Source organism: Marinobacter caseinilyticus, from assembly GCF_011074955.1.
Classification (GTDB): Bacteria; Pseudomonadota; Gammaproteobacteria; order Pseudomonadales; family Oleiphilaceae; genus Marinobacter; species Marinobacter caseinilyticus.
Genome location: NZ_WUQJ01000011.1, coordinates 65680 through 87077 on the forward strand (window position 1 = coordinate 65680; position 21398 = coordinate 87077).

Annotated in this window: 20 protein-coding genes; 8 read left to right on the top strand and 12 right to left on the bottom strand. The window is 57.1% G+C overall.

Going from position 1 to position 21398, the window contains the following annotated elements; genetic code table 11:
* Positions 1-18: 18 nt before the first annotated feature.
* The 4 genes from GRX64_RS04185 to GRX64_RS04200 all read right to left on the bottom strand — a co-directional run bounded on the left by GRX64_RS04185 (position 19) and on the right by GRX64_RS04200 (position 3806).
* Complete coding sequence (locus tag GRX64_RS04185; RefSeq protein ID WP_166263956.1) at positions 19-828, bottom strand: COG1470 family protein; 810 nt, start codon at positions 826-828, stop codon at positions 19-21.
* Positions 829-846: 18 nt separating this feature from the next.
* Positions 847-1347 carry a hypothetical protein gene (locus GRX64_RS04190; protein WP_166263958.1) on the bottom strand — a complete coding sequence of 167 codons (501 nt, stop codon included), beginning with the start codon at positions 1345-1347 and terminating at the stop codon, positions 847-849.
* A 240-nt stretch (positions 1348-1587) separates the two neighbouring features.
* Positions 1588-2400, bottom strand: a complete 813-nt coding sequence (locus GRX64_RS04195) for an alpha/beta hydrolase (RefSeq protein WP_166263960.1) — start codon at positions 2398-2400, stop codon at positions 1588-1590.
* Positions 2397-3806, bottom strand: coding sequence for a flavin-containing monooxygenase (locus GRX64_RS04200; RefSeq protein WP_166263962.1), 1410 nt, complete (start codon positions 3804-3806; stop codon positions 2397-2399). Before GRX64_RS04200 ends, GRX64_RS04195 begins: the two co-directional genes overlap by 4 nt.
* 116 nt (positions 3807-3922) lie before the next feature.
* Here GRX64_RS04200 and GRX64_RS04205 point away from each other — a divergent pair, with 116 nt between their 5' ends.
* Complete coding sequence (locus tag GRX64_RS04205; RefSeq protein ID WP_207308728.1) at positions 3923-4564, top strand: TetR/AcrR family transcriptional regulator; 642 nt, start codon at positions 3923-3925, stop codon at positions 4562-4564.
* Between the two features lie 141 nt (positions 4565-4705).
* Here the strand turns inward: GRX64_RS04205 and GRX64_RS04210 are convergent, their stop codons facing one another.
* Positions 4706-4927 carry a VF530 family protein gene (locus GRX64_RS04210; protein ID WP_166264129.1) on the bottom strand — a complete coding sequence of 74 codons (222 nt, stop codon included), beginning with the start codon at positions 4925-4927 and terminating at the stop codon, positions 4706-4708.
* A gap of 149 nt (positions 4928-5076) precedes the next feature.
* Here GRX64_RS04210 and GRX64_RS19775 point away from each other — a divergent pair, with 149 nt between their 5' ends.
* Entirely contained in the window at positions 5077-5232 is a 156-nt protein-coding gene (locus GRX64_RS19775) for a DUF1127 domain-containing protein (protein WP_166263966.1), read from the top strand.
* A 119-nt stretch (positions 5233-5351) separates the two neighbouring features.
* On the opposite strand, the gene GRX64_RS04220 is transcribed toward GRX64_RS19775, so the two are convergent.
* The 3 genes from GRX64_RS04220 to GRX64_RS04230 all read right to left on the bottom strand — a co-directional run bounded on the left by GRX64_RS04220 (position 5352) and on the right by GRX64_RS04230 (position 10199).
* Positions 5352-6896 carry a SpoVR family protein gene (locus GRX64_RS04220; protein WP_166263968.1) on the bottom strand — a complete coding sequence of 515 codons (1545 nt, stop codon included), beginning with the start codon at positions 6894-6896 and terminating at the stop codon, positions 5352-5354.
* Positions 6893-8179 (bottom strand): YeaH/YhbH family protein, encoded by a 1287-nt coding sequence (locus tag GRX64_RS04225; RefSeq protein ID WP_207308730.1) that lies wholly within the window; start codon positions 8177-8179, stop codon positions 6893-6895. The genes GRX64_RS04220 and GRX64_RS04225 overlap by 4 nt, the downstream gene beginning before the upstream one ends.
* A 97-nt stretch (positions 8180-8276) precedes the next feature.
* The gene (locus GRX64_RS04230; protein WP_166263971.1) at positions 8277-10199 is read right to left on the bottom strand and encodes a PrkA family serine protein kinase; all 1923 of its coding nucleotides are present in this window, start codon (positions 10197-10199) and stop codon (positions 8277-8279) included.
* A gap of 350 nt (positions 10200-10549) precedes the next feature.
* Here GRX64_RS04230 and osmF point away from each other — a divergent pair, with 350 nt between their 5' ends.
* The 4 genes from osmF to GRX64_RS04250 are packed head-to-tail and all read left to right on the top strand — an operon-like array spanning position 10550 to position 14362.
* On the top strand, positions 10550-11470 hold the full coding sequence (osmF, locus tag GRX64_RS04235) for a glycine betaine ABC transporter substrate-binding protein OsmF (RefSeq protein ID WP_166263973.1): 921 nt from the start codon (positions 10550-10552) through the stop codon (positions 11468-11470).
* A 25-nt stretch (positions 11471-11495) separates the two neighbouring features.
* Positions 11496-12656 (top strand): ABC transporter permease, encoded by a 1161-nt coding sequence (locus tag GRX64_RS04240; RefSeq protein ID WP_166263975.1) that lies wholly within the window; start codon positions 11496-11498, stop codon positions 12654-12656.
* A 12-nt stretch (positions 12657-12668) separates the two neighbouring features.
* Complete coding sequence (locus tag GRX64_RS04245) at positions 12669-13616, top strand: ABC transporter ATP-binding protein (RefSeq protein WP_166263977.1); 948 nt, start codon at positions 12669-12671, stop codon at positions 13614-13616.
* Positions 13616-14362: an ABC transporter permease gene (locus tag GRX64_RS04250; protein ID WP_166263979.1), complete on the top strand. Its 747-nt coding sequence runs from the start codon at positions 13616-13618 to the stop codon at positions 14360-14362. Before GRX64_RS04245 ends, GRX64_RS04250 begins: the two co-directional genes overlap by 1 nt.
* Position 14363: 1 nt before the next feature.
* On the opposite strand, the gene tmpT is transcribed toward GRX64_RS04250, so the two are convergent.
* Positions 14364-15032 carry a thiopurine S-methyltransferase gene (tmpT, locus tag GRX64_RS04255; RefSeq protein WP_166263981.1) on the bottom strand — a complete coding sequence of 223 codons (669 nt, stop codon included), beginning with the start codon at positions 15030-15032 and terminating at the stop codon, positions 14364-14366.
* 191 nt (positions 15033-15223) lie between these two features.
* Here tmpT and GRX64_RS04260 point away from each other — a divergent pair, with 191 nt between their 5' ends.
* Positions 15224-16159, top strand: a complete 936-nt coding sequence (locus GRX64_RS04260; RefSeq protein ID WP_166263983.1) for a D-2-hydroxyacid dehydrogenase — start codon at positions 15224-15226, stop codon at positions 16157-16159.
* Positions 16160-16241: 82 nt separating this feature from the next.
* On the opposite strand, the gene GRX64_RS04265 is transcribed toward GRX64_RS04260, so the two are convergent.
* Positions 16242-17504, bottom strand: a complete 1263-nt coding sequence (locus GRX64_RS04265; protein WP_166263985.1) for an OmpP1/FadL family transporter — start codon at positions 17502-17504, stop codon at positions 16242-16244.
* A gap of 200 nt (positions 17505-17704) precedes the next feature.
* On the opposite strand from GRX64_RS04265, the gene GRX64_RS04270 reads away from it, so the two are divergent.
* Positions 17705-19024, top strand: coding sequence for a YihY/virulence factor BrkB family protein (locus tag GRX64_RS04270; protein WP_166263987.1), 1320 nt, complete (start codon positions 17705-17707; stop codon positions 19022-19024).
* 105 nt (positions 19025-19129) lie between these two features.
* Here the strand turns inward: GRX64_RS04270 and GRX64_RS04275 are convergent, their stop codons facing one another.
* On the bottom strand, positions 19130-20173 hold the full coding sequence (locus GRX64_RS04275; protein WP_166263989.1) for an HDOD domain-containing protein: 1044 nt from the start codon (positions 20171-20173) through the stop codon (positions 19130-19132).
* Between the two features lie 151 nt (positions 20174-20324).
* The gene (locus GRX64_RS04280; RefSeq protein WP_166263991.1) at positions 20325-21260 is read right to left on the bottom strand and encodes an AEC family transporter; all 936 of its coding nucleotides are present in this window, start codon (positions 21258-21260) and stop codon (positions 20325-20327) included.
* Positions 21261-21398 lie beyond the last annotated feature (138 nt).

Here is a 21398-nt window from a genome sequence, read left to right on the forward strand (position 1 = left end):
CCTTGGCTGGGTGGCTTCTTACGGCTGCCGTTTGGCTTGAATGGCTCGGCCGCTGCCGGTGCAATAGAGTTCCAGCCACACCCGGTCGTCGTTGATTTTTATAAAACCCAGGTAACGCCGGCCCTTTTTCAGGCCAGCAGGGAGCATGAGGCTTAAGGTGCGTTCAATGGCCTCCCCCGCTGACAAAGACGCCTCGATGGCGGGTGTGAACTGGATTCGGGCGGGCGCGATGAGTTGTTTGCGAAAGTCGTGCAGTAATCGATTGGCGAAATCTTCGTAGCTTTCATCCGGGCCGGTTTCACGCAATGAATAAACCAGCGTCCGGCCGATCCAGTCGTATTCCCGCAGCCACACCATGCCCACATCGCCAATGTCGACAGGCACGTTGCCAAGGTTCGAGAGGGTTATATTACAGCGAAGGGTCTGTCCGCTGACGCCCTGAAGCCGCAAGTGGGTCGGCTCTATCATCAACTCCTGATGGGCCAGTACCTCGACATTAACGGGGGTTTTTTGCTTGCCACAGATCACCGTGGTTTGGTAATGACCGGGCGGCGTACTGCTTGGCAGTTGCAGGGCTGCCATGGTTCGGCTTTCACCATGGGGAGCAATGCGTGCGGCCAGCACCATCCGGGTGGGTGCCAGTGGTTTGCTGTCTTTGCGATACCGCTGGGGCGGCCGGGTAGCCAGCGCCCGAACCTTGATTTTATGGTCGGAATTATTGACCAGGGTCAGCGCACCGCGGCACTCAAACGGAGCGCCGGAAAACGAGTAAGGGCCATCGGTCAAATGCCAATCCGAGCCGGGTTCACCTGAGTGTGTGCCTTTCACCGTCCGTCTCCTTGGTGTTTATTCGCACTGCTCCGCCGACTTGGCCTGGTAGTCTTCGGCGACAATCATGCCCTCGCCACACGTCTCAAACTCGAACACCTTGATCCCGAACAGGGTCAGACGAAAACGATAATTGAGCGGAAAGTGAAAGCGCATGGGTCGCAATCCAAGCTGCACGTCCAGTTGCGGGAGTTCCCGAATCCGGACGTCGAGGTCAAGGTCCACTTTGTTGTCAGTTTTAACCGTGCTGTCCGTGTTCAGACGGCTGTCGGAGTCCAGGGCGATGGTGGGCAGGTTGTCCACCGAGAGGGATACAATGACGTTAACATCGGGCAGATTGGTCACACCGATGTTGATGGCCGGCAGTTCTGTCACGCCGATACTGATGGGCGCCAACTCCCGGATTCGAATCTCATCGAGGTCAAAGTCGATACCCCCGGCGAATTCGATGCCTTGTCCTGCACCAGTATTGGGGAACTGTTTGATCCGGATATTGTCGAGGGGAACATCCACGCTCATAGCGGACTCCAGGTATTCAGTTTTGATCGTTTTGCGACGGTCAACTGAAACCGCAAGACTCCACAGCAGGGCGACGGCCAGAACAGCCAAAAGACGGAGTGTTCAGTTACGATTTGTGGGCAAAAAATTCAGGGAAGGACAGCAAAAATCCTTTTGCCATGGCCAGAGTCTGCAATAGATTGCCGGGGCGCGCAAGCGGGTTTTGATGAATTTCCCGGTCCTTTTCGGGTACGTCGTTTATTACGTCAGACCCTTTGGTGGCGCCTTCTCCAGCCATTTTAAGGTGCGATCAACGATGCCTTCCCAGCCCGGCTCTCCCAACAGCCAGTGTGCGTGCTGGGGGTACTCCCAATAGGTCAGGGCGTCACCGTACCAATTGGCCAGTTTTCGACTTACGGCCACCGGCACAATGCGGTCCCTCTGGCCGGCCAGGGCCAGCATCGGACAGGAAATACTGGGTTTATTGACCCGGTTGGTGTGCCGGAGATTCAATGGACCAAAAGCCACTTCGTACGCCACGTGCCCGGATTCATACACCAGGTCGGCCAGCAGGGGGGCATGGGCTTGCCGTGGCATGGCATTGAACAACAAATACGAAGCTTCAATGGGCGCCAGTTTGAATGCCTTGTGCCACAAACCGGGACGCGCAAAATGCCGGGCCATGCCCGGTAGTGTTTTCGGCCTTAAAGGAAAGATTGCCCCGGGCGCGGCCGGGTTAATCAATACTGCGGCGGCCAGCGATACCTCTGTGGCCAGTATCTGGGCAATCAAACCGCCCAGCGAATGCCCCATGACAATGGGCGGCTCCACCAGCGACTCAATAACGGTTGCGGCCGCATCAACGTAGTCCCGTAGCGTGGTTTTACCCAGCGTGCTGCGCGCCTGTTGGTCCAGGCTGACCCGATGCCCCGGCAGCCGTATCGCCAGGCAGTGGTAGCCTTCGGCTTCCAGCCGTGCCTGCCAGTTCGCCCAGACTTCCGGCTGGCTCCACATGCCGTGGATCAAAACCACCGGCGGTTTGTGTCGTTCGGCGCCGGCTATCACGTCGTTCACTGCCTCGCCCTCGCATGGCTGTTGTCGACCTGATGGTCGGTCTGGTTGGCCGCGGCGAAGTGCTTGTAGTATCCCGGCAACCCTTTGGGTGGCTGGCCAATATCGATACCCGCCTTTTTGAGTTCCACCTTCAGGTCATGACGGAATTTGTGGTAGTCCACTTGGGTTGAGTGACGGCTGCCCGTATCGAATTTGAGATGCGGGTGATCAATCTCGTGCTGGATGGCGCCGGCCAGGTCGGCAGGGCGTTGGTATTTCCCGAGAATCTCCAGGCACGCCAGCTTGGCTTGATAGTCCGCCAGTGGCCAAATGCAGCCCAGGGGCTGGAACAAACCAATGAAATACAGGTTCCGGTAGTCCGGGTGCATCATCTTCCGGTAAAGGGGCACCCGAGTGGCGTGCTCAAAATCGATAAAGGCTGTATCAAAAAACGGAAAGCTGATACGAAATCCGGTACACGCCACGATGATGTCATAGCTTTCGAAGCGCCCGTCGGTGAACTCGACGGAGTCGTCCTGCAAGGCTTTAACACCTGGGCGGGGCTTGACCCGGCCATGACGAATAAAGTCCAGCAAATCAGAATTGACCGAGGGATGATGACTCAGCACCAGCTTTTTCGGTTTGGGCAATCCGTATTTTTTGGCGTAGTCACCCTGTAACAACTTCAGGAGCACCGTAAAAATAAGCTGTCGGGCCTTGCCAGGCAGCCACGGTGTGCGGCTGCCGAGGACATCGGAGGGTAAACCGAACATGAACTTGGGCAGAAACCACTGAGGACTGCGCATGCTGAGCCCGACCCTGCCCGCCAGCCGAGCCGATTCCACCGCCACATCGCAGGCGGAATTGCCGGCCCCGATCACCAGCACGTTCTTTCCGCGCCAGCTGTCATCGACGCCTTTAAAGTCGTGGGAGTGCATGAAGCGGCCCTCGAAATGGCCGGGGTATTCGGGCATGCGGGGGTTCCAGTGGTGGCCGTTGGCCACCATCAGGTGGCTAAAGGTGGTGACGGACGTGTTGCCATCCGGACCGGTATGTTGAACGTCCCACTGGCCGTCATCGTTGCGGTGGATATGATCTACCGTGGTATCAAAGCGAATTCGCTCCATGACTCCGAAATGTCGGGCGTAGTTCTCGAAGTAGGCCTGCAGTTGTTGATGGTTGGGGTAATCCGGGTAATCTTCCGGCATCGGAAAATCTTCATATTCGGACCAGCTTTTCGAGCTGATGATGTGGGTATTGTCATAGACGCTGGAGTGGCCGGTTTTGGAATTGAACACCCAGTTGCCGCCGACCTTGTCGTTTTTTTCGAAGACGGTCACATTCAGCCCGGTTTCAAGGCAGTTTTTAGCGGCGGTCAGGCCACTGGGGCCCGCGCCGATGACGCACACGTGCACAGCTAAAGTCATGATTGCGCTCCTTAATTATTATTCTGGACGCTGTTATTATCGAAATAGTTTTTTTGAAATCTAACTTTTGTCGGATATAGTGTCAACGGACAACCCATCAAACTGGAAAGGTGCTCGTGGAAAGCCCCACCAAATCGCCGTCAATTAGCAACCGTAAGCCACTGCAAGGCCGTAGCAGGGAGCGGGTCAATAAGGTGCTGGCGGTGGCCGAGACGCTGCTGCTGGAGGTCGGCCCCGAGGGTCTGTCGATCCCGGATGTGGCCCGACAGTCGGGCGTGCCCAGGGCATCGATCTATCAGTTTTTCCCCAACAAATACGCGTTGTTGCTGGCCATCGCCGACATTCACCTGGGGCGTGTTGCGGCATTGATCGGCACGATAGAGCATCAACTTCGGGGCGCAAGCCTTGAGGCCCTGGGTACCATCACGACGCGTGCGGCGGCAGACTATTACAACCACCATCCGGTGGCGAGCATGTTGATTCTGGGTGGCCCGATGAGCCGCAATGCCTACCTGGCCCAGGAATTCACCATTCAGGATATTGGACGTCGGCTACGTGCGTTGCTGGCACGGGACCGGCCACAACTGGTGGTGCCCGACGACCCGGACGTAATGACCATCGCCGTGGAGATTGCATTCGCCTGTATGAAGCATTCCTATTTTACCCACGCCAGCATTACCGATGCGATGGCTGAGCAGGCGGCACAGGCGGCGGTGGCCTATTTACGATTGTGGCTGCCGGAGACGGCGTACGACTGAGGTTGCGGGCCGGCTTGTCGAGAGCGAGCAGTGACGTCACGCCTCCGCAAACCTCCCGCCCAAAACCCGGTCCGGCACGGTTTAGACACCACGGTTCCGCCGCCGCTCATGGGCTATTGGACCGTGAGAGGGGCGGGCATGCTAATCGGTAAACGTTGAAATATACAGATGCTCAACCTTGTCCCTTGCCCAGGGCGTTTTCCGCAAAAACTTGAGGCTGGACTTCACCGATGGGTCACTTTTAAAGCAATTGATACGAATTCGGCTCGCCAGACCTTCCCAGCCGTAGTGAGCTTCAAGCCGGACAACAATCTGTTCCAGGGTAATGCCGTGCAGGGGGTTGTTGGGTTGTGCGTTGTCCATGGTGACCGTGTTCGCTGTGCAGTGAGTGGGTTTACGGAGTGCTGATTCTCTGTGCATTGCGTATTCTGCGTATAGTGTGCTAGGGCAGAAATCTCTAACATAGTAGCCTCCTAACTAATTGACTCATTCAGTTTAGAGAGACCCTTTCTATGTTTAAGAAAATCAGAGCAAAACAGCAACTTTGGAACATCCGCAGAAGTTCGCGTAATCAGCTGAGCAAAATGGACCGTCACCTGTTGCGAGACATCGGTGTCACCCCGACAGACGCTCTCAATGAGATCCGCAAGCCATTCTGGCGCGGCTAAGCATAAGAGCGAGGGGGCAAGTTGTATAGGCTTTTCCCTGCATTGTGCTGACGGGCAATTCCCCGTCAGCACAATATTCCACGTTACTGTGCGTTAACAACACCAAGTTTTCCCTCCGATTATTCTCCATCCGCATCCAGATGCCTGACCGGGCAGTGAAACTCTTCCACCACGGTGCCGTCTTCGACACTTTCAAGGTGAACATCAAAACCCCAAAGCCGGTGAACGTGACGCAGTACTTCGCTGCTGGAGTCGTCCAATGGCACATTATTGACGGGGATGTGGCGCAGGGTCAGTGAGCGGTCGCCACGGACGTCGACGTTCCAGGCCTGAATGTTGGGTTCGCGGTAGCTCAGGTTGTATTGACGGGCGAGTTGCTCCCGCAAACGCCGGTAGCCCATTTCGTCGTGAATGGCGGTAATCCGGTACACGTCTTCCTCATCGTCGTCGGCGATGGCAAACAGCTTGAGATCCCGCATCACCTTGGGTGACAGAAATTGCAGGATGAAGCTCTCATCCTTGAAGTTCTTCATCGCGAAATGCAGGGTTTCGACCCAGTCGCTGCCGGCGATGTCGGGGAACCATTCCCGGTCCTCATCGGTCGGATGCTCACAGATGCGACGCAGGTCGGTGAACATGGAAAATCCGAGCGTGTACGGGTTGATGCCGGAATACCAGGGACTGTTGAAGGGCGGCTGATAGACAACCGCCGTGTGGCTCTGGAGGAATTCCAGTATGAAGCCATCGGTGACCAGGCCTTTTTCATACATCCGGTGCAGTAACGTGTAGTGCCAGAAGGTGGCCCAGCCCTCGTTCATGACCTGGGTCTGGCGCTGGGGATAAAAGTACTGTGCCAGTTTGCGCACGATACGGACGATCTCCCGCTGCCAGGTTTCCAGTAGCGGCGCGTTCTTCTCAATGAAATAAAGCAGGTTTTCCTGGGGTTCCGCCGGATAGCGTGTTTTCCGCCGGGCGTCATCTTCCTCGTCCAGTTCCGGTTTCGGGATGGTGCGCCACAGATCGTTCAGCTGGAGTTGCAGGTAGTCTTCCCGGTCTTTCTGGCGCCGCTGCTCTTCGGCGGCGGAAATAGGGGCCGGGCGCTTGTAACGGTCAACGCCGTAATTCATCAGGGCGTGACAGGAGTCGAGGATTTCTTCCACCGCATCCAGCCCATGGCGCTCTTCGCAATCGGCAACGTAATTACGGGCAAACACCAGGTAATCGATGATGGCACTGGCATCGGTCCAGGTCCGGAACAGGTAGTTGCCCTTAAAAAACGAGTTGTGGCCGTAGGAAGCGTGGGCAATAACCAGGGCCTGCATTGGCAGGGTATTTTCCTCCATCAGGTAAGCGATGCAGGGGTTGGAGTTGATGACGATTTCATACGCCAGCCCCATTTGCCCGCGCTGATACCCTTTCGAGGTGTTCAGAAATTGCTTGCCAAAAGACCAGTGGTGGTAGCCCACGGGCATGCCGACCGAGCTGTAGGCGTCCATCATCTGCTCGGCACTGATGACTTCAATCTGATTGGGGTAGGTATCAAGCCCATACTCCGCCGCGCACTTGGCGATTTCGTCGTCGTATTGCTGGATCAGGTCAAAGGTCCACTCCGAACCGGTGGAAATTGGCTCACGCACGCTGGGTTTGTCAATCGAAGCTGTCATGCCGCTTTCCTCTCGAACAACTGCCGGAAGACCGGGTAAATCTCTCCCGGGTCGGCAATTTGCTGCATCGCGAAACTCTGGGGGAAGCGCTCCATGATTTTTTCATACTCGTACCAGAGCATTTGATGGTCTTGCGGGGTAATTTCAACATAGGCGAAGTACTGCACCAAAGGCAGCAGGCTGTCGGCCAGTACCTTACTGCAGACCGGTGAGTCATCGTTCCAGTTGTCACCGTCGGATGCCTGAGCCGCGTATATGTTCCATTCCGAAGGCGAATAGCGCGACTGGATGATCTTGTGCATCAGTTTCAGGGCGCTGGACACGATGGTCCCGCCGGTTTCCCGAGAGTAGAAAAACTCCTCCTCGTCGACTTCCTTGGCGCTGGTGTGATGGCGGATGAACACCACGTCGATGCGCTTGTAGTTCTTTTTCAGGAACAGGTACAACAGGATGAAAAACCGCTTGGCGATGTCCTTGTGCATCTGGGTCATCGAGCCGGACACATCCATCAGGCAAAACATCACCGCGCTGGTGGCCGGTTGTGGTTGCTTCAGGTGCTGGCGGTAGCGTAAATCGATTTCGTCAATCCAGGGAATGCGCCGGATGTTGGCTTTTAGACGGCTGATCTCCGCCTCCAAAACCTCAATCTGGTCTTTGTGGCTGAACGCGGGGTCTTGCTCAAGGGGGCCGGCTCGCAAGCTTGCCAGTTCCTCTTCCAGTTCCCGGATTTTTCGTTTACGCGCCCCGCCCAGACTCAGGCGCCGGGCGTGTGCGCCCCGCAATGAGCGCACCACATCCAATTTGGCGGGAACGCCCTGGGTCGAGAAACCGGACCTGACATATTTGAAGGTCTCGGTGTCTTTCAGTTGTTTGCGGGCCAGGTTGGGCAATTCCAGATCATCGAACAGGAACTCCAGAAATTCGTCCTGGGTAATCTGGAAGGCAAACTCGTCCAACCCTTCGCCGTCCGGGCTGGCCTGGCCCTGGCCTTGGCCCTGGCCACCGCCCGGGGGTTTCGGCAGAGTGTCACCGGCCACAAACTCTTTGTTGCCCGGATGCACCATTTCCCGCTTACCGCCCTGGCCATGATGAAAAATCGGTTCCTGAATGTCCCGCGAGGGAATACTGACGCTTTCACCGCGTTCAATATCGGTGATCGAGCGCCGTTGCACGGCCTCGGCAACCGCTTTTTTGATGTGCTGACGATAGCGTCGCAGAAACCGTTCCCGGTTGACGGCGCTCTTGTTTTTGCCATTCAGTCGTCGATCGACTATGTGGGTCATACCCATAACTGCACTCCGGTTTTGGAGATTGGAGAGAGGGCGTTGAACGTCATTGTGGCCCGCGCCTCTCTCTGGCTCCCGAAATCACGAATCTGCGTCAGTGGGACTTGCGAACCCGCAGGTACCATTCGGCCAGCAATCTGACCTGCTTCTCGGTGTAGCCTCGATCGACCATCCGTTCGACGAACTGCTTGTGTTTTTTCTGATCTTCGTTGCTGGCCTTCGGGTTGAACGAAATAACCGGCAGCAGATCCTCTGTGTTGGAGAACATCTTCTTCTCAATCACGCTGCGCAGTTTTTCGTAACTGAGCCAGGACGGATTACGGCCCTGGTTGTTCGCCCGGGCGCGCAACACAAAGTTAACCACCTCGTTGCGGAAATCCTTGGGATTGCTGATGCCCGCAGGTTTCTCGATTTTTTCCAGCTCATCATTGATGGAGGAGCGATCGAGGATTTCGCCGGTTTCCGGGTCACGGTATTCCTGATCCTGAATCCAGAAGTCGGCGTAGGTCACGTATCGGTCAAACAGGTTCTGTCCATACTCGCTGTAGCTTTCCAGGTAGGCGGTCTGAATCTCCTTGCCGATGAATTCCACGTAGTGTGGCGCCAGGAATTCCTTAATAAAGCGCAGGTAGCGCTCCTGGGTTTCCTGTTGGAACTGTTCCTGCTCGATTTGTTTTTCCAGCACATAGAGCAGGTGAACCGGGTTGGCGGCGATCTCCGAATTGTCGAAGTTGAAGACTTTGGACAGAATCTTGAACGCAAACCGGGTGGACAGGCCGTCCATGCCTTCGTTCACCCCGGCCGCATCCCGGTATTCCTGAATCGATTTGGCCTTCGGGTCGGTGTCCTTGATGTTCTGGCCGTCGTAAACCCGCATCTTGGAAAATATGCTCGAGTTTTCCGGCTCCTTGGTGCGCGACAGAATCGAGAACTCGGCCAGCATTTTCAGGGTGTCCGGGGCGCAGGGGGCGCCGTAGAGCGAACTGTTGCGCAACAACTTCCGGTAGATGTCGATTTCTTCCGTCACTCGGACACAATAGGGCACTTTGACAATGTACACCCGGTCCAGAAAAGCTTCGTTGTGCTTGTTGTTGCGGAACGTCTGCCATTCCGATTCGTTGGAGTGGGCCAGAATGACACCATCGAACGGCACCGACCCCATCCCTTCCGTGGTGTTGTAGTTGCCCTCCTGGGTTGCCGTCAGCAGCGGGTGCAGAACCTTGATGGGTGCCTTGAACATCTCCACAAACTCCAGCAAGCCCTGGTTGGCCTTGCACAGGCCGCCGCTGAAGCTGTAGGCATCGGGATCGTCCTGGGAGTAGTCTTCCAGCATCCGGATATTGACCTTGCCGACCAGGGCAGAGATGTCCTGGTTATTGTCGTCACCGGGCTCGGTTTTTGACACCGCAACCTGGTCAAGGATCGACGGGTAGCGTTTGACCACGCGGAACTTGCCGATGTCGCCGCCAAATTCGTGCAGGCGCTTGACGGCCCAGGGCGACATGATCGGCTTCAGGTATCGGGTGGGGATGCCGAATTCTTCCTGCAGGATGCCGCCGTCTTCGTCCGGGTCGAACAGCCCCAGCGGCGACTCGTTCACGGGCGAATCCTTGATCGCGTAAAATGGCACTTTCTGAATGATTTGCTTCAGCTTTTCAGCCAATGAGGATTTACCGCCGCCCACGGGGCCCAGCAGGTAGAGAATCTGTTTCTTTTCCTCAAGGCCCTGAGCGGCGTGGCGGAAGAACGACACGATGTTCTCGACGGCTTCCTCCATACCGTAAAATTCGGAGAACTCCGGATAGCGTTTAATGACCTTGTTTGAAAAAATGCGGGACAGTCTGGAATCTCGGGAAGTATCAATTAATTCGGGTTCGCCTATCGCCATCAGCATCCGTTCGGCTGCAGTGGCGTAAGCGGAAGCGTCCTTTCTACAAATCTCCAGGTATTCCTCGAGAGAATACTCCTCCTCCTGAGTGGCGTCATACCGGTTTTTGAAATGCTGAAGAATGCTCATTTTAACCCCTCGCTCGCAGTGTAATTAGCTATCAATCACGCAAAAATTCCCCGATCAAATTCGGACCGCCGGTACCGGCGATTCATAGGTAGTTGGATGAAATGGATGGAATCTTATCACCAGATACGCCGGCGGACGGTTACTGGTTTGGATATTTTTAGCTTAGTTCAGTCTTCGGGGCTTGGACAGTGACAGATCTGTTTTGTTTCGTGTCTGGACGTATTTTCATGAAGTCCTTTTTATCCTTGCCTTCATCTGTGTGTCGCTTAGACTTTAAAGTGTGATTCGCGAATTTTGCGCCAGTATTTCGGGACCGAAACCGGTCTTTTCCCACAACATAAGGAGCGATCGTGTCTCTTCTAAAGAGCATTCGATGTGGTGTGTCTGTTTTACTTCTACTGGCGGTTGTCGGCCACGTGATTGCCGCCGATCCGGTGGTGGTGTCATCAAAAATTGATACCGAAGGTTCCGTGTTGGGCCAGATGATTCTGCAAAGCCTTGAGCGTGAAGGTATTCCGGTGGAGAACCGGATACAGCTGGGAGGCACCAGTATCGTGCGCAACGCCATCAAGGCCGGGGAAATCGACATCTATCCGGAATACACCGGTAATGCCGCTTTTTTTCACGGTAAAACTGACAGCCCGGTCTGGAAAAATGCGGAGCAAGCCTATGAAACCGCCAAATCCCTGGACTTCCAGGCTCACCAGATCGTCTGGCTGACACCGGCCAATGCCAACAATACCTGGGCCATGAGCGTGCGGGGCGATTTGGCCCGGGCGCAAAACCTCGCCACTCTTGAGGATCTGGCGGCATACCTCAATAAGGGCGGCGCCTTTCGCTTCGCTGCCAGTGCGGAGTTTGTGGAGTCGGCGAGCGCGTTGCCCGCCTTCCAGCAAGCCTATGGGTTTACGCTGGGCGCCGACCAGCTTCTGGTGCTGTCCGGTGGTAATACCGCCGCCACCATCCGGGCCGCGGCGCTTGACAGCAACGATGTAAACGGTGCCATGACCTATGGTACGGACGGTGGTCTCAGTGCGTTGGACCTGAAAGTAATGACCGATACCAAAGGCGTGCAGCCTGTGTACCAGCCTGCGCCGATTGTCCGGGCTCAGGTGCTGGAGCAATACCCTGCCATCGCAGACATCCTCAAACCAGTGTTTGACGCACTGGATCTTGAAACCTTGCAGCGTCTGAATGGGGCCGTTGCGGTCAACGGTGCCCCACCGGCGCAAGTGGCGAAAGAGTTCCTGGACAGTCTGAGCGGACGCTAGCGGATTGTTGGCGCCCGCCTCCGACATGCCCAATCGGGTTGTGCCCGTGTTGGCCAGCCTGGCGCTAGTCCTGATCTGGTGGTTGGATTTTGGCATTGTGCAGCCCAACCGTATTGTTCCGGGTACGGGGTACGGCCTGGTTGAGGCCATTGGCGCTGCGAACAGCGCCGGCCTGAGTGCCGGACTGCTGGCGCTGATGGTGATGGCGCGGCATCGGTTTCGTGCCCGTTTTTATGGGTTGGGCGCGTTGGTGGCGCTGCTCTTGATGTGGCAGCCGATTCTGTTGGCCGAGTTTGCCGATCGCCAGCTGCCGGCGGACGCAGCCTATGCCCGCACGGCGATTGGCGCAGGCTTTTGGTCGTTGTTGTTTCTACTCGGCCTGATGGCCATTGAAGTGCTCAGTCAACTGCCGTCACCCCGGGGGCATCATCTCATCCTTGTCGCCCTGGTGTTGGTGGTGTGGGGTGTCTGTGTGGCGGCCGGCCGGCTTGATAGCCTGTCCCTGGTGACCGAGTATGCCAGCCGTCCCGACCAATTCCGGCAGGCGCTGACCCATCACCTGGCGCTGTCGCTGAGCGCCGTGTTGTGCAGCCTGGTGATTGCCATTGCCCTGGCCATCATGATGATGCGCCGTGATCGCTGGCGTCAGCCGGTGCTGGCGACCGTCAGTTTTCTGCAGACCATCCCCAGCCTGGCGTTGTTTGGCTTGCTGATCGCACCGTTGAGCGCGCTTTCAACGGCCTTTCCCTTCCTGCAGACACTCGGCATTCGGGGGATTGGCTGGGCACCGGCGCTGCTGGCGCTGGTGGCGTACAGCCTGCTGCCCATCGTTCGAAACACCTACGTCGCGCTGTCGGAAGTTCCGGATGATCTGGTGGACGCCGGCCGCGGAATGGGCATGAGCGAGCGCCAACTGTTTTTGAAACTGAAACTGCCCCTGGCAATGCCCATCATCATCGAAGGCGTCAGGGTGACCACCATTCAAGCCATGGGATTGACCGCGGTGGCGGCATTGATCGGCGCCGGCGGCTTTGGCACCTTTATTTTTCAAGGTCTGGGACAGGCCGCAATGGATCTGGTGCTGCTGGGCGCACTGCCGACCATTGCGCTGGCGCTGGCCGCCGATGGGGTGTTAACGGCACTGGGTCAGGTTTGCCGGCCCGCCGGCCTCAAGGCCAATGGTTAAGGATTGCGAGCAATGATTGAGTTAAAAGGCGTCAGCTGTCGGTTCGGCTCAACGGTTGCGGTCGACGCCATCAACCTGACCGTGGAAACCGGCGAGGTCTGCGTGCTGGTGGGCAGTTCGGGATGCGGCAAATCCACGACACTGAGAATGATCAATCGCTTGCTACCGCACAGCGCCGGTGAAATCAGTGTTGATGGTCAGGACATTCGCCGCATCGACGTTCGCAAGCTGCGCCTCAATATGGGCTACGCGATACAGGGCACTGGGTTGTTTCCACACTGGACTGTCGCGCGCAATGTTGCCCTGGTGCCTAAACTGCTGGGCTGGTCCCGGGACCGGATCACGACCCGGGTCGACGAATTGCTGACTTTGCTGGGGCTGGCGCCGGAAACCTTCGCCAACAAATACCCAGAGCAGCTGTCCGGCGGCCAGGCCCAGCGGGTGGGGGTGGCGAGGGCCTTGGCAGCGGACCCCAACATACTGCTGATGGATGAGCCTTTTGGCGCGCTGGATGCGATTACCCGCGACAATCTGCAAAACGAGATGCTGCGCATTCAGCGGCAGGTTCACAAAACCACCGTGTTCGTAACCCACGACATTGACGAGGCCTTAAGGTTAGCCACACGCATTGCCGTCATGGATCAGGGGCGGATTCTGCAGCACGATACCCCGGAAAATATCCTGCGCAGCCCGGCCAACGCGTTTGTGGAAAACCTGCTGGGCAGCCAGGACCGGGGGCTGAAGCTCAGTGCGCTGCGACGGGTGGGGGACGCGATGAGTCGTCACCCGCAACCCTGCGAGCCAGATCTCGAAACGGATTGGCTGAGTGAAGATGACAGCCTGCGGCAAGCGTTGTCGGTCATGCTCTGGCATGAAGCGGAACAGCTGCCGGTACGCGACGCTGGGGGAGCCGAAATAGGGGTGCTGAGTCGTGACCAGATCTGGACCGGGGCCACCTGATGCGCGTGTTCATAAGGCCGTGTGTCTGGTTGCTGGCACTGTTGTTTTGCGCCAGCTTCATGTCAGTGTTCGAGGCCCTGTTTGGCTGGTTTCAGCCCGGACAAACGTCCCTTATCTATCAGCGTGCCGGGTTTTTATCCCTGCTTCAGAATCACGTGTTGCTGGTCTTGATCTCTGGCAGCATCGGCACCGCGATGGCGGTCTCGGCGGGGATTCTGGTGACCCGTGGCTGGGGGCGGGATTTCCTGCCCCTGGCCAGCCAGGTGGCGTCCATTGGCCAAACCTTTCCGCCGGTCGCGGTGTTGGCCCTGGCGGTGCCGGTGCTCGGCTTTGGCGAAGCGCCCACCTTAATGGCGCTGGTTCTCTATGGTTTGCTGCCCATCCTGCGCAACACCCTGGTCGGGCTGGATGGCATTGCCCCGGCGGTCAAGGAAGCCGCCAGCGGCATGGGTATGTCGCCGACACAGGTTTTGCTCAAGGTGGAATTGCCCTTGGCGGGCCGGGTTATCCTCGCCGGGGTGCGAACGTCGGTGACCATCAATATTGCCACGGCCGCCATTGGCTCCACCATCGGAGCCAGAACCCTGGGTGACCCGGTGATCGCCGGCCTGGTCAATGGCAACACCGGCTATGTGTTGCAAGGCGCACTGCTCATCGGATTGTTGGCGATCACCACAGACAGTCTGTTTGAGGCGCTGCAGCGGACCTGGAGCCAGCGGCTATTAGCCGCCGCCGTGGCAGGCTAGTTCACCCGGCGTTGCTGCGCCGCTTGAGTTTGAATACGCTCTCGGTGGCCCCGCTCAGGCCTTTGCGCTTGGCAAACGGGTGATCCTTGGCAAGGGCGTTGGTCAGTACGTGTTCAATGTGCCAGTCCGGGCCATACAGGGTGTGCACTTCGGCGTCGCTGACATTGAACGGCGGGCCCTGCATTTCATCATTCTGGTAATCCAGCGTGACCAGCAAAATGGCGCATTGGTCCGGCAATATCGCGGTGAGGTGTTCGACATAGTTTGCCCGCATCGCCGGCGGCAATGCGATCAGGGCGGCGCGATCGTACACCAGGCGTATGTGTTTGAGGTCGTCCGGGACCAGTTGGAAAAAATCGCCACACCAGAGTTGCAGGCTGTCATGGGTAAAGGTAGTGAACGGTTGTCCCGGATGAACCTGGGCCTTGGCGTTGCCTTCCTCAAAAAAGTCTTTGCAGGCCACATCGCTGAGCTCGACCCCCAGCACAGGGTGGCCCTGATCGTGCAGCCACCAGAGGTCTTTGGCCTTGCCGCACAGTGGAACAAACACCGCTTCTTTGCCCTGCTGGACCAGCTCCGACCAATGGTCATGGAGGTAGCGATTGATGGTGCCTTCATGAAATCCGATTTCCTTGTTGGCCCACCGGGTGTGCCAGAATTCGTGATCCATCGTGCTGTCCTGTTGGCAATGAATGTAAGGGACGCTTCAGTACCGCCTTAGACCAATGGAGGTCGGACAGAATTGATCAGCGCCTCCATGCTGAGTGTAAACTAGTCCATGGGGATGTGAAGTCGCTGTGAGCGACGTCGCTGTCAACAACAAGACAAGGTGCCTGTTTTTTAGCCACGAGGATGGACCGAATGAAAGCCGTGTTTCTGGATGCCGCAACGCTTGGATCGGACGTGGATCTCACGTCACTGAATGCCGTGCTCGACGAGTTGGTCCTGTATGACCACACTGCACCGGATCAAGTTCAGGCGCGCATTGACGGCTTTGACACCATACTCACCAACAAAGTGGTGTTGAACGCCGAGCATTTCAATGCCTGCAAAACTCTCAAGCGGGTGGCGGTAGTTGCCACCGGCACCAATAATATTGATCTTGCCGCGGCCAAGGCGGCGGGGATTCGCGTAATGAACGTGACGAATTACGGCCGCTCCACCGTCGCGCAGCACACCCTCGCCCTGATACTGGCGCTGGCGACCCGGTTGCTGGACTACGATCGCGACGTGCGGGCCGGGCGTTGGGCCAAAAGCGACATGTTCTGCCTGATGGACCATCCCATCATGGAGCTGGAGGGCCGCACTCTGGGCATTGTGGGCTACGGCGATCTTGGCCAGGGGGTGGCGGAGCGGGCCCAGGCCTTTGGCATGAACATTCTGTTGGGGGCCCGGCCAGGGCAGAAAGCCGGCGTAGTGGACGTTTATCCGCGCATTCCCCTGGATGACCTGTTACCGCAGGTGGATGTGCTCTCACTCCATTGCCTGCTCACCGAAGACACCCGCAATATGATTGGTGCCCGGGAACTGAAAATGATGAAGCCGGATTCGTTGCTGATCAATACCAGCCGTGGTGGCCTGGTGGACGAGCAGGCGCTGGCGGATGCCCTGCGGGCGGGCGACATCGGTGGCGCCGGTTTTGACGTGCTAACCGAAGAGCCGCCGCGTCATGGAAACCCGTTGCTGGCCGGCGATATCCCAAACCTGATCATCACCCCCCATTCCGCCTGGGCCAGCCGTGAGGCCCGGCAGCGAATTATTGAGATTACCGCCCGCAACCTCAGCTCTGTAGCCTGAGGGTATTCTTAAACCAAAAAAACCTCGGCGCCGAAACAGAAAAGCCCCGGCGTGGCCGGGGCTTTTGCTTGCTTGGAACGTGTCAGAAGGTCCAGCCCACGCTCGCGGAAACGCCAACCTGGTACATCTCCAGAGCAATCGTCTGGTTGGGCGCCAGCGGATTGGGGCCGGAGACCTGTTTCGTCGGCGAGAAGAAGGCCATCCCCGACAGTTCCAGGCGCTCGCTGAAGTGGTGGGTGAAACCGCCGGTGAAATGCCATTCCTGAATGCCCGGAGCGAGGATATTGAACAGCACATCCTCGCCAGAAATCGGGTTTTCACCGTAGCTTACGCCGGCACGCCAGGCGTGGTCCCGCGTTTGCTGCCACTGCCACCCCAGCTTCACGATGGTCATGTCATCCCAGCCAAAACCGGCACCGTCATCGTCCCCAAGCCGGGCGGTCTGAAGATTTGGTAGCAGTGGGTTGCCGACGCTTCTGATCTCGCTGTAACGGATGTGCTGAAGGTCAATCAGGAACCAGTGGTTTTCGATGCCGGACCAGGCGATGCCGGCGTTGAACATTTGCGGAATGTCGAAATCACCCTGCTCGGCAAAGAGGCCACGGTACTGGTCGAACTCACCCATTTTCAGGATGTTGCGCCAGCTGACACCGCCACGGAGGGTGTCGGTGATTTCGCCCTGCCAGCCAATCTGGTAGCCATAGCCCCAGGCTTCGTCATCGCCGTTGTTGGACAGGGCGCTGGCATCGGACGAAAACGGCGCAAAGTTCTGCAGGCCCTTTGCCTCAAACCGCTGGTAGGCGATTACCGGAGAGAATCCGATGGCTTGATGGTCGGCGAACTTCCAGGACCAGGTCGGAGCAATGAACAGCTGTTCCAGGTTGACGCCGGTGCGACCACCATAGAAGGGCCCGCCATTCCCGCCGTTCCCGTCTTGATAGTCGGTATTCATGCCGCCATTGGCAAACACAGACACCCCGAAGGCCGTCGTATCAGACAGTTGGCGATTGAAACCGAAATGGGGAATGGCAAAGCCGTTCCTGCTGCTTTTATAGGTACCCGGCTGCAGAGAAAAGGCCGGGGGTGGTGAAACCGGGCCATCAACGGTGTATTCCCTTCTCGGGGAAAATACCTCGACACCGCCATCAATACGGTTACCAATAAACGCCATGCCCGCCGGATTGGTGGCGGCGGCGATGCTGTCCTGCGAAAGGGCAGAGCCAGCCCCGGCCATGCCTTTGCTGATGGTGCCATAGCCATGGGCAAAGTAGCCGTTGGTGGCGAATGACGTCGCTGGCAATATAGAGAGTGCGCCGACAACGCCGAGAGCCAAAGTGAAACGCATAACTGAACACCTGTTCGGATAACGTGGCCATATATTAAGAGGGGCAGGTTGTACCGCAATCGCGTTATAAGAGGAAGTAACGATTATTAATATGTTTATATCGGAGGCGTTGCGCTCGTCCCCATGGCCATCAACCATACGTTGCTATGCCGGGTTATCTATCTGATACTCTGTATAAAATTCAAACTGCAGGAATTCGTGTGGCTTCTTTCCAAATTAAAGAACGGCTTCAGGCCGTCGAGGACTGGATTCTCGCAAACCCCAACCCACCCCATAAATGGCCCTGGACATGGCTTTACAGTGCGGGTCGAACGACGTACGCGCTGATACGGGATATCATTCATGGCAACCTCACTCTGCACGCCATGAGTCTGGTGTACACCACGCTGTTGAGTATCGTGCCGTTGCTGGCGCTGAGTTTTTCCGTGCTCAAGGCAATGGGTGTGCACCAGCGAATGGAGCCGTTTCTTTACCAGTTTTTTGAGCCGATGGGTCCCCAGGGTATTCAGATTGCCGAGCAGATTCTGGGGTTTGTCGACAACATGAAGGTGGGCGTTCTGGGCTCCGTCGGCTTGGCATTGCTGGTTTACACCGTGGTGTCACTGCTCCAGAAAGTCGAGCGCTCATTCAACATGATTTGGCGCGTGCCCGATATGCGTTCAGTGGCCCAGCGATTCAGTAACTACCTGAGTGTGATCATGGTAGGGCCGCTGCTGATGGTGTCGGCGATAGGTGCCAGTGCCACAATCTTCTCATCGAACTTTGTCCAGTCACTGATCGAAATCGAGCCGTTTGGCTCGTTGATTCTGGTGATCAGCCGCTTTACGCCATTCTTCCTGGTGGCCGGTGCGTTCACCTTTGTGTATGTGTTTATGCCCAACACCCGGGTCAAACTGAAGTATGCCGTTGTCGGTGGACTGATTGCGGGTGTGTCCTGGCAGGCTGGCGGTATGCTGTTCGCCTCGTTTGTGGCCGGGTCGGCCAAGTATGCGGCCATTTACTCCAGTTTTGCCATCGGCATCACACTACTGATCTGGGTGTACCTGAACTGGATGATTCTCCTGCTGGGCGCCAGCATTGTGTTTTACTTGCAGAACCCGGGGTCTGTTGCCAAGCGTCAATCGGTCCGGTTCTCGCCTGAGCTGCAGGAATACGTCGCAATGGTGGTCATGTGGATGGTGTGTAAACCGTTCAGCGAAGGCAAACCGGCCCCACAGCAAGAAAACCTGGAGCAGGCGCTGCGGGTGCCGGGTGAGGTCTCCCGGAGCATCAGCGACAAGCTTATACGCAACGGCTTGCTGTCCCTGGCCGGTGCCAATGGCGACTTGTTGGTGCCGGGCCGGTCATTGAACCTGATTACCGTCGATAACGTGCTTCAGGCGGTGCGAAAAGATGAAGACAGCATCGTGCGTCGATTACCCAAGGTGCTGCCGGTGGGCTTGATGGAGCGGGAAGGCGGCCACTCCAAAACGTTTGCGGAGTTGCTTCAGGTTGAGGCTTCGCCACCGGTTGCCGATTGACCGGAGAGCTAACGTATTGCGGGCGAATCAGGTCCGACACCGAATGCGAGAAAAGACTGTGGGGGACCAACAGGTCCCGGATCGGCAGGTTCTGGTTCGCCGTTATCAGGACGTAGATGATGTGGTCATGCCATCCCCGAGCATGTTCAGCACCCCTTTTCGGATTCTCGCAAACTGATCATCCGACAACCTTAAAACCAGGCGCAACTCTGCTTCTGGCAGGTTTCTCTGGTGCGCGTGCAGCAATACTTCACGAGTGCCGAGAATAAAACCGTCGTTCAGCGGCGTGTGGCTGCTGGTGGGGGCTGGCCGTTCAGCAGTCAGCAATTGAGCGTGGAGCGTGGGGGGCAGGTTCCATTCATTAGCCAGCATCTGGGTTGTTTGCCAGTCGAACTGCTTCATGGCCGCGCGCAGAACCTGAGGCTCAATCTCATGCATGGTCAGCTGAGACCGGTAAATACGCTGAACTTCGCGTCTGATGGTTATATAAGACAACGCCGGCAGTAACCCCACCATGAACAGCGCCTGGGTGTCGCCACCCTGACTCTGGGCGATCAGTTCCGCAGACCTTGCGCAGGCGAGCCCCCAACGCCATACCCGCTGGGCAAACAATGCCTCGTTACTGTTTCTCGCCGCCAGCATGGGGCGTAACAGGGTGGCGGAAATCACGCTGCGAATGCCATCAATACCCAGCACAAATATGGCTTGGTCGAGGGATTCAACGGTGTGTTCGCCGGGCCTGAAAAATGGGCTATTGACGACCTGAAGCAACTGTTGAACCAGCGAGGCGTCCGAGAGGATGATCTTGGCCAGCTTGTTGCGGTCCATGGTGTCATCCGACAGCGCCTGTAACAGCATCGGCAAACTCAGGGGCTGGCGTGGCAATTCGTCGAGTTTTTCAAACTTGATCCGATGGCGCAGCTCATCCAGCACCACATCCTGATGGCTGGAGGGCTGAGCAAAGGTGGAGGGCGGTGTATCCAGCAGCCAGCAAAACAGGTGGTCTTCCATGGCTTGCAGCTGCGGCTCGACGTCGTGCTCTACTTGACGGGTTTCGTGGGCGGGATTGAGTAGCCGCGAGGGATTTGCTGGCGCGATTGTCCTGCGCGGTAAAAACAGCCCTGTGAGTCTGGATAGAAATCTCGTCATCCTTATCCCTCGGAAGTAACGATTGTTGAAAGTAACGATTATTGAAAGTTACGGGTATCAAAAATAACGATTGAATGGCGCGGCAAGTTGCGACAATCAGCCAGTATAGATCCAGGATGCTCAGGGCGCATCCGGGGGCGATAGTTTATTATTATCCGGCGAGGCCAAGCCTCTGCAATCCGTAGACGCCCCCCGTTATTGTAACCAGCGACAGTATGGTCGTCAGCGCAATGATGTTAGCGGCAAGTTTGCCGTCACTGCCTGCCGCACGTGCCATGACATAGCTTGCCGCTGCAGTGGGGCTGGCCAGGAACAGGAAGAGAATGCCCAGTTCCGGGCCTTCAAACCCGACCAGCCAGGCCAGCCAAGTGAACAGGAACGGGTAAAAAACCACCTTGATCAGACTGCTGGCCAGGGCGGTTAAGCCGGAGTCTGCCAAGGATCGAAACGACAGTGCACCACCAATACAAATCAGGGCGACGGGCAGGGCGATGGCCGCCAGGTAGTTCCCGGACACCAACAGCCATTCGGGTAAGGGAAGGCGTAGGTAGGACGCGAGGAGTCCCGTCAGAACCCCCAGTATCAGGGGGTTGCGAAGCACGCGGGACAATAGCTGCAGCAAACTCGGCCGCGCCTGACCGCTGTATATTGACAGCACAATCACCGACAGGATATTGAACAGGATAACCGCCACGCCGGATAGCACGCCCCCACTGGCAAGGCCAAAGTCGCCATACTGGTTCGCGGCCAACGCGAGCCCCACGATGCCGCAGTTACCACGGAAAGCGCCCTGTACAAACAGCCCCCGCTGCTCGAACGGCACTCGCCATATCGACCAGGCCCAGGCACCGGCGAAACACAGCAGGGATGCCAGGCAAAAAAAGCCCGCCAATGCCGGACGAAACGCGTGATCGAGATCGGCGCGGTAAATGCTCAAAAACAGCAGTGCCGGCAGGGTGACGCGAAAGGTCAGGCTGGACGCGGTGGCGATGAAGGCATCGTCGATCCATTGGAATCGTTTCAACAGGATACCGACCAGCACCATCATAAAGATTGGGCCGGTGACAGTGAAAACCTGAGCCAGCATGACGTGCTTCCTGAGCGGGTGGCAGGTGGGCTGCCGAAAGGATGAAAGTTATTATTTTGCCACTGACCGGAAACGGCGGGCCATTAGACATTGAGGGATAATGCTGGCACGTGAGGCCGACAGTGGGAACCGGCCGTG

What these genes read in the sequence shown, in the direction of transcription:
- GRX64_RS04190 (WP_166263958.1), bottom strand. Translation starts at nt 1,347, where the DNA reads ATGAGCGTGGATGTTCCCCTCGACAATATCCGGATCAAACAGTTCCCC.
- GRX64_RS04200 (WP_166263962.1), bottom strand. Translation starts at nt 3,806, where the DNA reads ATGACTTTAGCTGTGCACGTGTGCGTCATCGGCGCGGGCCCCAGTGGC.
- GRX64_RS04210 (WP_166264129.1), bottom strand. Translation starts at nt 4,927, where the DNA reads ATGGACAACGCACAACCCAACAACCCCCTGCACGGCATTACCCTGGAA.
- GRX64_RS19775 (WP_166263966.1), top strand. Translation starts at nt 5,077, where the DNA reads ATGTTTAAGAAAATCAGAGCAAAACAGCAACTTTGGAACATCCGCAGA.
- GRX64_RS04220 (WP_166263968.1), bottom strand. Translation starts at nt 6,896, where the DNA reads ATGACAGCTTCGATTGACAAACCCAGCGTGCGTGAGCCAATTTCCACC.
- GRX64_RS04225 (WP_207308730.1), bottom strand. Translation starts at nt 8,179, where the DNA reads ATGACCCACATAGTCGATCGACGACTGAATGGCAAAAACAAGAGCGCC.
- GRX64_RS04230 (WP_166263971.1), bottom strand. Translation starts at nt 10,199, where the DNA reads ATGAGCATTCTTCAGCATTTCAAAAACCGGTATGACGCCACTCAGGAG.
- GRX64_RS04240 (WP_166263975.1), top strand. Translation starts at nt 11,496, where the DNA reads ATGCCCAATCGGGTTGTGCCCGTGTTGGCCAGCCTGGCGCTAGTCCTG.
- GRX64_RS04245 (WP_166263977.1), top strand. Translation starts at nt 12,669, where the DNA reads ATGATTGAGTTAAAAGGCGTCAGCTGTCGGTTCGGCTCAACGGTTGCG.
- GRX64_RS04250 (WP_166263979.1), top strand. Translation starts at nt 13,616, where the DNA reads ATGCGCGTGTTCATAAGGCCGTGTGTCTGGTTGCTGGCACTGTTGTTT.
- tmpT (WP_166263981.1), bottom strand. Translation starts at nt 15,032, where the DNA reads ATGGATCACGAATTCTGGCACACCCGGTGGGCCAACAAGGAAATCGGA.
- GRX64_RS04260 (WP_166263983.1), top strand. Translation starts at nt 15,224, where the DNA reads ATGAAAGCCGTGTTTCTGGATGCCGCAACGCTTGGATCGGACGTGGAT.
- GRX64_RS04265 (WP_166263985.1), bottom strand. Translation starts at nt 17,504, where the DNA reads ATGCGTTTCACTTTGGCTCTCGGCGTTGTCGGCGCACTCTCTATATTG.
- GRX64_RS04275 (WP_166263989.1), bottom strand. Translation starts at nt 20,173, where the DNA reads ATGACGAGATTTCTATCCAGACTCACAGGGCTGTTTTTACCGCGCAGG.
- GRX64_RS04280 (WP_166263991.1), bottom strand. Translation starts at nt 21,260, where the DNA reads ATGCTGGCTCAGGTTTTCACTGTCACCGGCCCAATCTTTATGATGGTG.